General features: G+C 46.1%; 6 protein-coding genes. 4 read left to right on the top strand and 2 right to left on the bottom strand.

The window, feature by feature from the left end; genetic code table 11:
- Positions 1–67: 67 nt before the first annotated feature.
- A complete protein-coding gene (locus AACV78_RS15810; protein ID WP_194012610.1) occupies positions 68–901 on the bottom strand; it encodes a prohibitin family protein in 834 nt (277 codons plus the stop codon).
- 558 nt (positions 902–1,459) lie between these two features.
- Between AACV78_RS15810 and nfi the strand changes: the two genes are divergently transcribed.
- Together nfi and AACV78_RS15800 are read left to right on the top strand one after the other, a co-directional pair.
- A complete protein-coding gene (gene nfi, locus AACV78_RS15805) occupies positions 1,460–2,113 on the top strand; it encodes a deoxyribonuclease V (protein ID WP_194012609.1) in 654 nt (217 codons plus the stop codon).
- A gap of 542 nt (positions 2,114–2,655) precedes the next feature.
- On the top strand, positions 2,656–2,943 hold the full coding sequence (locus AACV78_RS15800; protein WP_333086846.1) for a KGG domain-containing protein: 288 nt from the start codon (positions 2,656–2,658) through the stop codon (positions 2,941–2,943).
- Between the two features lie 5 nt (positions 2,944–2,948).
- Here AACV78_RS15800 and AACV78_RS15795 read toward each other — a convergent pair whose 3' ends face one another.
- A complete protein-coding gene (locus AACV78_RS15795) occupies positions 2,949–3,107 on the bottom strand; it encodes a hypothetical protein (protein ID WP_194012608.1) in 159 nt (52 codons plus the stop codon).
- Positions 3,108–3,537: 430 nt separating this feature from the next.
- Between AACV78_RS15795 and AACV78_RS15790 the strand changes: the two genes are divergently transcribed.
- Both AACV78_RS15790 and AACV78_RS15785 read left to right on the top strand, forming a co-directional pair.
- Positions 3,538–4,065: an FHA domain-containing protein gene (locus AACV78_RS15790; RefSeq protein WP_194012607.1), complete on the top strand. Its 528-nt coding sequence runs from the start codon at positions 3,538–3,540 to the stop codon at positions 4,063–4,065.
- A gap of 866 nt (positions 4,066–4,931) precedes the next feature.
- Positions 4,932–6,935 (top strand): FHA domain-containing protein, encoded by a 2,004-nt coding sequence (locus AACV78_RS15785; RefSeq protein ID WP_194012606.1) that lies wholly within the window; start codon positions 4,932–4,934, stop codon positions 6,933–6,935.
- Positions 6,936–7,063 lie beyond the last annotated feature (128 nt).

Raw genomic sequence — 7,063 nt, 5'->3', positions numbered from 1 at the left:
CACCCCTTCTCCCCCTTTTCTCTTCTCTCCTTCTCCCCGCGCCCCGGCTATCACAATCTGCAGCAGTTTATTTAACATTAGTTGCAGCTTGAGAACTGGGCGGCGCAATATTAATTAACGGCAAAGTTCCGCCTCCTCCCATTACTGTCGGAAACTGGCCGTTCCATTTTTCAATCGCTTGCTGCTGCAAAATTTCTGAAGTTAAAGTTTGCCGCTGCAAGCGTTGAGCTTCGGCTTGCCCCTTAGCGCGGTTAATTTGGGCTCGAGCATCTTGGGTTGCTTTTTTAACTGTAAATTCTGCTTGTTTGGCTTCTTGTTCTGCTATCTGTTTGGCTTCGATAGCCTTGCTAAATTCTGGCGAAAAGCCAAAATTTATTAACGAAACATCTCTGACGATGACACCGTAAGGTTCCAAACGCTTTTTGAGGCTGTTGTCGATTTCTGTTTTTAGTTCCGTCCGTTTAGTGATAATTTCTTCGGCTGTTTTTTTAGAAGTTGCTGCTTTGAGAACTTCCGAAATTGCCGGGCTCAGAATGCTGGCAACAATTTGTTCTTCATCTCCTATTTGTTGGAAAATTTGATTAACTTTTGCGGGATCGACATTCCAGTTGACTGCCAAATCTGTAGTAATGCTTTGCAAATCTTTGGATGCTGCCTCTGCTTTCGCATCTGTTTTTTGTACTCGCACGCTGAGAGTTTTGACAGAGGTAACAATCGGTAAAATCGGGTGGATGCCTTCATCTAAAATCGCGTCTTGAACTTTGCCGAAGCGCATCATTACGCCCCGTTCACCTGGGCCGACGATGGTAAAAGGTTTTAAAATTAAGGCGGCGATGATGAAGACGATGCCACCGACGATGTAGAGAGCGAGGTTGTACCGAACATTTGGCAGGGTTTTCATATGTTAATTGACCTATGTTGTGTTACTGGATGTTAGTTTTCTCTTCGCTATCTAAGATGATAACTTTATATTAATGATGCAACAACTCATAAATTCATTTATTTGATTCATAAAAATCATAGGAATTTTCCTATCGGAGAGCCTCTAAAATGCAAAAGCATAATATTTCCGTTAGCTCGATGTTGTGATATTAATTATGGCACTTGTGCCAGGTTGAATTTATTGATAAATAAATGTTTCAATATCTTGACAAGGGTGATGATTTTAGATCCCGAATTGAATAGATAGCTCGATCGCTCTTTAGCAGGTTATCAAAGGGCGCTGGAAGCTCAAAAGCTTTTGAGAAAGCTCAAAAATCCGGCTCGAACAGGTAATTTTTGTAAAGATCGGACTCTATTTGTAGAATGGGTTTGGGCCCGCCTTACTTAAGTATTGCGCGTATAAAAAAGACTCCGTATATCAGTAGTGAATTTATAGCGACCAAGGAGCAAAATCCGAGATGAAAAATGGCAGAAAATAAGTTAAACTTAGATGAGAACGGTTGAATCAAGATATCTAATGTGGCAGCGACACCCTTGGCCCGAAACAATTGAAGAGGCGATCGCCATTCAAGAACACCTCCGGCCATTGGTAATTACCGAAAATCAACTTGAGACAGTTCGGTATGTCGCAGGCGTAGATGTCGGTTACAACAGTGCAGACAGCGTATCGCTGGCGGCTGTCACAGTTCTGAGCTTTCCCGACTTGCAATTGCAGCAGCAGTCTGTGGTTCGCAGTCCTACAGCTTTTCCTTACATTCCCGGTTTCCTGTCTTTTCGAGAAGTGCCTGCAGTCCTGGACGCTTTAGAAAATATCAGTTTGAAACCAGATTTGATATTGTGCGACGGTCAAGGACTCGCTCACCCCCGCAGGTTCGGTCTTGCCTGCCATTTGGGAGTTTTGACAGGAATTGGGACGATCGGAGTTGCCAAAACTCGATTTGTTGGAGAACATTCAGAAGTAGGACTCGAACGGGGCAGTTGGCAGCCCTTGCTGGAAGATGGATCGATAGTAGGGGCAGCGCTGAGGACGCAAACAGGGGTAAAACCGATTTATGTATCGATCGGTCACAGAATAAACTTGATAAGTGCGATCGAGTATGTCCTGCGCTGCACCCCAAGATATCGCTTGCCTGAAACCACTCGATCGGCCGATCGACTAACAGCGGAATAACTGACAAGCCCGGAAGGACTCGGTGGATTTTCGCATTTTTCGCATTTTCGATTGGGGATTTGACTTGCAGCGCCGTGAATCACCGGAGATTGAACTCTTGTCTAAAATTTCAATCTCTCCAGGGGTGAAGTCGGAAAGCAAGTATCGATTTTTGGGTGGGAACATAAAAAAAGAAAAGTAAAAAGACAAAAAAAGTATCCGTCTTTAGACTTGAAATTTTTGAAGTGTCGCCCCCTTGTCGAAAAATCCCCTGAGTTTACCGCCAATCAGCTTTCGGTTCCATCCTTCCAGCGAACTAAAGAATGACTATACCTGAGAAAGAGGTATAAAAGTTGAGGAATTTATAGAATGATTGAAAGACGGTAAACTGCTTAAACATGGGCGGCTCTAATTACAGTGCCCGGGCGTGAACTATTTTTAGTTCACATTTGTAAACTACAAAACAGTCATTCTGCGACTTAAACCAACAGTTTAAATTCGCGCGATGGTGTTTGATAATTTACCGTCTGATATCTCACCACTGACTGGAAATACCAATTACAGTGGGAGGCGAAGGCGCGATCGAGCTAAAAAATCAGAAAAAACACAAGGAGACAGTCATGGCTGAGAAAAGCAAACGCGGATTCGCTTCTATGGATGCCGAAAAACAGCGCGCAATTGCTAGCAAAGGCGGAAAAGCTGCACACGCGAAAGGAACAGCCCACGAATTTACTTCGGAAGAAGCCAGACAAGCTGGTCAAAAAGGTGGTGAAGCTGTCAGTAGAAATCGGGAACACATGGCTCAAATTGGTCGAGAAGGTGGTAAGAAAAGCCGCAAGAGCGAAAGTTAATTCTCTTAAACCTTTGCCTGCAACGAAACGAGCAAACGCTCGCGTTTGAGGAAGTAGGGCGATCGAATTGCCGCAATCAGCGAGTTCGATCGCCACATCAAAAAATCGCAAACAGCGCCCCGCTTGACAACTGCAAAAACCCCGCAGCCATTAGTGATTAGCAAGCAATCGCCGGCAAATCAATAACAAAGCGCAAGTCGGGTGCAGAATTTTTCAGGAAAAAAAAGCTGGCAAACTGCGCGATTCGGTTTCTCAAACAAAGCCGATAGGAATACGAAAAGCCCCAAAGTAGGGGCTTTTTTGTTGAAGTTAACAAAATATTTTTTCACATCAAGTCCGATCGATTACCATAACAAAAACCGTACTGCGAACCTTACTAATTGCGGTTAATCTGCCGGAAATGATATCGGAGGTATACATTGGACGATCGCCCTTGTGACCTCAGAAACCCGGTTTCTTTGCAGATATTCTGATTGCCAAACCCAAAACTTGTAGAAACCGGGTTTCTAGGCCCGATCGCGCGAGTCCAAAAACGAGCATAAGTCTTGATATAAATGAGTAAAATATTTTATATGTTCAGGAAACAATAGAATTATGATAAACCAGCTAACTTTAACATGGACAGAGGCTGGGGTGCGTCAAACTCACACGATTCAACAAGGACAGCCGAGCAAAAATCCGGGAACCGTAAGACTGGGGCGCGATCGGGCAAAATGCGATCTAGTATTGGACGATCGCAGCGTATCGGGACTCCACATCGAAATATTTTTTGATCGAGAATTGCAAGAGTATGCAGTGCGGAATTTGCGCCCCACCAATCCCCCGCTGGTAGATGGAAAAATTCTCGCATCGGGCGAAGCAATATTGAGATCCGACAGCCGCATCCATTTAGGCCAAGTGCAAATCGATGTGGTGTCTGCGCCTGCGGTGCAAGTAGCCGCGCCGCAGACAGTTTTACTCGGGCCCGCGATTCCAAGTTCTTCCCCGCCGACAGGGCCTTCAAAATATGGTTTGCAGTGTCCCAAGTGCAGCCGCGTTTCGCCTTACGCGCAGTTGAGTGCGGGGTGTCCGTGGTGCGGTACTTCTCTGGCGGCGGCGATGAGTGTGGTGCTTTCTCCTTGATGGCTTTTGATTTTTGATTTTTGATTGTGGCAAGATTTTTAATTTTTGATTTGAGATGAAGGCTAGGGCGATCGCCGATGCTAGGATCTGGTCATCTGTGCTTTGCATTTGAGGTGCGATCGCTCTCAAAAAAACATCCTTTTTGCCATGTCCCAGATGCTCTCGCTAAAATCGTAGCGTTTCCCCCAGCTCATTTTCCCTTCAAAATCTCGCGGGTAAAGTGAACCGAAGCCGCCCACACTTAAATATATCCGCCCATTTGCCTTACTAATACCAATTTTCCAAATTAATGCAACAGTATATGTAGGGTATGGATGCATCGACAATCTCTAAAAAAAAGTGACAATCTAATAGCGACGCACCTTAATACATGGGGTGAACTAAACAACCCTCCGTTTCACTGCGTCCAACAATTTAATTGTTGCAACATTTTTTCTAAATGGTATAAGCCCGGTTTCTAGGGAAATATCGGGCCCAGCAACCAGAATATTTCTAGACGGACGGGGGGTCATACACCGGGTTTTTTTTACCAAAAAGCGCGTTGTCACCCAGAGTAAGGGCAAAAAACCCGGTTTCTTTGGTTTTAATGCGTAATTCCTGCATAAGTCTACCGAACTGCGTAGTTTCTTACTCCCCGTGCGCCTAAAACTACTAAAGTTTGTGATATAAGCTCTCATCTCAAATCAATTCCGGTTGCACTCATACATGATGTTAACGGTTAACGGTTAACAGTCAACAGTCAACAGTCAACAGTGAATTTACTATTCCGATGAAGAGAGGATTTGATATCAAATCAGAACCCTCAAATTCAAAAATCTTTTGTCAAAGAAAGCTCAAAGCCGACAGCTAATGTTTAAAAAATCATAATGAATCCTCAACCCTTGCGCCTGCGACTGACTTGGAAAGACACAACTACCGGGGATTGTCACTCTCCGATACTCGACTTGCCGATCGCCTTGGGACGAATTTTTGAAGCTATGCCCGCCACAATCAACGGGAAACGAGTTTCTCGAATTGCCCTCAGCAGCAGTCAAATTTCTCGCTTTCACGGAGTCATTGCCACCGAAGGCGACAGTATCGTAATTACTGACACCGGCAGCCGCAACGGTACTTTTGTCAACGGTACCCGCCAAAATCGGTGCGTGCTGGCCAACGGGGATATGTTGCAAATCGGGCCCTACGCGATCGGCATTTCCTTTGCTGTGAATTCCGCAGAAATCCACTCTGTCAATTCTCACATTTTCTTTAACCCGCAGACCAATGGGCCAGACCCATCGATCGCGCCGCCAATGGTTGCGCCACATCCTCAAACAGCTAGTAGCGGAGAATTTCCGCCGATCGCCTTTTTGCAGGCGAATCAAATAACCATGCGATCGCTCCAATCGATGGGAATCCCTGTAGTCGAAGTTGATTGGGCCGCCGTTGGGGGCGGCTTGGGCAGCTTTATTTGGGTGGATTTGCTGAGAATTTGCGGCGTGAAAGTCGATCGAATTGCGGTTTTGGGCCTGGAAGAGCAGCCTTACGCCCGCTACCGCCGGTTATGCCTAAATTCTCAAATTCCGCTGCGGGAACGGCTGCGATCGAATTCTGACGCTTGCCCAGACAACATTTGGGGCTGGCCTCCCTATGCCCTGCGGGAAGCTTGGCAGGAATTGCTCAAAGGGCGGTTGATTGTATCGCTAAAGTTGATGTGGCAGGTGTTTGCGGAACCGACTTTTGCCGAAACTTATACGCCTCGCGCCGGAAATGTGTTTGATGCGATTGACAGGGAAACTCTGCGAATTGGGTGGAGTCAGATGTTTCGCTACGGGAGAGTGCGGGCCATTCGCAAAACAGATGACGGCAGGTACGCGATCGCTTATTCTCGATCGAATGCCGATCGTCGCGATCGTGCTTTTTTAATCGCCAAATACGTACACTTAGCCACCGGCTATCCCGCGATTCAATTTTTGCCAGACTTGCAGGAATACCGCGAAAAAACCCAGGATTTTAACTCTGTTGTCAACGCCTATGAAAACCACGACAGCGTTTACCAAAAATTGGAGGCTAAGGGCGGCAGCGTGTTAATTAGAGGCCGAGGGATTGTAGCTTCTCGCGTTGTGCAGCGAATTTACGAAGCCAGACAGCGCAACGGCAACATTCAAGTATTGCATTTGATGCGATCGGCCAAACCCCAAGGTAACAAATTTAACCTCGCCGTGCGACAAGTCGAAAATCACTACGAATTTCAACCTTTCAACTGGCCCAAAGCCTCCTGGGGCGGGGAACTCTGCGTACTTTTAGAAAAAGCTCAACCAGAATTGCGCCCGCAGTTGCTCGCAGACTGGGGCGGCACCACTACAGCCAACCGCAGCGACTGGCGGCGGATTGTCAAAGAAGGTTTAAGTCAAGGATGGTATCAAATTACCTTCGGCGAAGTCGAGCGAGTCGAGCGCGACAGTCAAAACCGCACCGTGACGTACATTCAGGAAAAAGAACTCAAGGGGCAAATTAAGTTAGAAGCTGATTTTATTATTGATGCTACGGGTTTGGACGCTAAGGTAAAAACCAGTCCCCTGTTAAACGATTTGGTAGTTCAATACAATCTTCCCCTCAACAATTTGGGGCGGCTGAGCGTTAACAACGATTTTGAAGTGCTCGAATTGCGGAACACTTCTGGTAGCAACACAGAAGGCCGGGTATACGCAGCCGGCGCGATTACTTTGGGAGGGCCTTACGCGCCCGTAGACAGCTTTTTGGGCTTGCAATACGCCGCCTTGCGTTCGGTTGAAAGTCTGGCCGCCAACCGAGTTCCGGGTGTGCGGAAATTGAGCGTTTGGCGATCGTTCATGCAATGGTTAAAATGGATTTTAAATAAATCTCCCGGCTAATTTGAAGAAGTCATTGGTTATTGGTTATTGGTTATTGGTTATTGGTTATTTGTTGTTTGTTGTTTGTTATTTGTTATTTGTTATTGGTTATTTGTTATTTGTTAGCTCCAATGCCCAATTCCCAATTC

Origin of the sequence: Tychonema sp. LEGE 07196, from assembly GCF_963890365.1 — a bacterium.
In the GTDB taxonomy this organism is placed as follows: domain Bacteria; phylum Cyanobacteriota; class Cyanobacteriia; order Cyanobacteriales; family Microcoleaceae; genus Microcoleus.
This window is presented reverse-complemented; position numbering and strand designations above follow the sequence as displayed.

Coding starts and splice junctions, on each gene's coding strand:
- nfi (WP_194012609.1), top strand. CDS start 1,460: ATGTGGCAGCGACACCCTTGGCCCGAAACAATTGAAGAGGCGATCGCC.
- AACV78_RS15810 (WP_194012610.1), bottom strand. CDS start 901: ATGAAAACCCTGCCAAATGTTCGGTACAACCTCGCTCTCTACATCGTC.
- AACV78_RS15790 (WP_194012607.1), top strand. CDS start 3,538: ATGATAAACCAGCTAACTTTAACATGGACAGAGGCTGGGGTGCGTCAA.
- AACV78_RS15785 (WP_194012606.1), top strand. CDS start 4,932: ATGAATCCTCAACCCTTGCGCCTGCGACTGACTTGGAAAGACACAACT.